Source organism: bacterium (assembly GCA_030654305.1).
Taxonomy (GTDB): domain Bacteria; phylum Krumholzibacteriota; class Krumholzibacteriia; order LZORAL124-64-63; family LZORAL124-64-63; genus PNOJ01.
In genome coordinates this window covers 1-1,594 of record JAURXS010000174.1, presented here as the reverse complement: position 1 = coordinate 1,594, position 1,594 = coordinate 1, and the positions used below count along the sequence as shown (strand labels likewise).

Annotated in this window: 2 protein-coding genes; both read right to left on the bottom strand. The window is 74.7% G+C overall.

The features are described from left to right. The coding region (locus Q7W29_04655) for a hypothetical protein (GenBank protein ID MDO9171107.1) at positions 1–366 on the bottom strand (366 nt) is incomplete at its 3' end. Between the two features lie 171 nt (positions 367–537). Next, positions 538–1,594 (bottom strand): sigma-54 dependent transcriptional regulator (locus Q7W29_04650; protein ID MDO9171106.1); only part of this gene is annotated, 1,057 nt, incomplete at its 5' end.

The following is a 1,594-nucleotide window of genomic DNA, read 5'->3' as shown; positions in this document are numbered from 1 at the left end:
CAGGTACCCCTGCGAGGCGCCGGTCACCCGCGCCGCCTGCCGCGCCATCTCCCGCGCGCGCAGCGACAGCCGCGAGGCCAGGACGTAGCGCGCGTCGCGGAACAGGTCGCCGGCCTGCTGCTGCTTCTGCAGGGCCTCGGCGAAGATGCGGCGCGCCTGTTCGCTCTGCGATTCGCGGACCAGCGGCCCCACCTCAGCCAGGTGGTCCGACGTGACCTGCAGGATCTCGGCAGCCTGCTCCCGTTCGACGGCCTGCGCGCGGGCGGGACCGGCGGCGAGCATCGTCGCGGCGAGGGCCGCCCCGAGCACGAGCAGCGCGACGGCGGCGGGGAAGCGGGGAACGGCGGTGCGGGCGGCGGTCGTCATGGCGGCACTCCTGGTCGGGGACGGGCGACGAGCCTCCGGATGCAACCATCGGGCCAGGCTCGGCAGGATCCGCAACACTCACATCTTGCTATATATTAAAGAGTTAACTACTCACAGCCTCCGCGTAGGGCTCCGCCGGCGTCCCGTCAGGTACACGTCGTCCGACCCCGGTCACGACCGCAGCGCCTCGCCGTCGGCGTCCAGTCCCAGCAGGTTCAGGCGCGAGTAGAGCGTGCGCCGGGTGATGCCCAGCATCTTCGCGGCCTCGGTCTTGTTGCCGCCGGCCCGCTGCAGGGCGGCGCGGATCAGGCGCCGCTCGTGGTCCTCGAGCGCGAGGCCGCCGGAAGCGTCGGCGACGTCGTCCCGCCGGCGCGGCGACGACCCCACGTCCAGCATGACGTGCTCCTCGCCGACGGGCTGCGGGCCGGCCAGGATGTGGGCGCGTTCGATGACGTTGCGCAGCTCGCGCACGTTGCCCGGCCAGCCGTAGGCGCGCAGCCGGCGCTGCAGGTCCGCGGTCAGTCCCTCGCGCCGGCCGAAGCCCGCCAGGAAGTGGTCCGCCAGGATCTCCACGTCGCCCGGCCGCTCGCGCAGCGGCGGCACGTCCACCGGGATCACCAGCAGCCGGTAGTAGAGGTCCTCGCGGAAGCGGCCCTCGCGGATGGCGTCCTCCAGCGGCCGGTTCGTCGCCGCCAGGACGCGCACGTCCACCTCGCGCTCGCGCGGGTCGCCGACGCGGTTGATCCGCCGCTCGGCCAGCACGCGCAGCAGCTTGGCCTGGACGCCGGGGCCCGCCTCGCCGATCTCGTCCAGCAGCAGGGTGCCGCCGCGCGCCGCCTCGAACAGGCCCTCGCGGTCCTCGTCGGCGCCGGTGAAGGCGCCGCGGCGGTAGACGAACCGTTCTCTCTCGAGCAGGTTCTCTGGGAGCGCGGCGCAGTTCACGGCCACGAAGGGACCGGCGGCGCGAGCGCTGGCCTCGTGGATCGCGCGGGCGGCGACCTCCTTGCCCGAGCCGCTCTCGCCGCGGATCAGGACCGTCGCGTCCGACGGCGCGATCCTGTCCACCAGGTCGCGCAGGCGCGCCATCGCGGGGCTGCGCCCCAGCAGGCCGGCGGTCCCGGCCGCGCGCTTCGCCTCGCGGCGCCAGGCGCGGCCCTCGCGCGCGACGGCCGCCCCCTCGAGCGCCCGCGCCACGGCCAGCTTGACCTCCTCCATCTTCCAGGGCTTG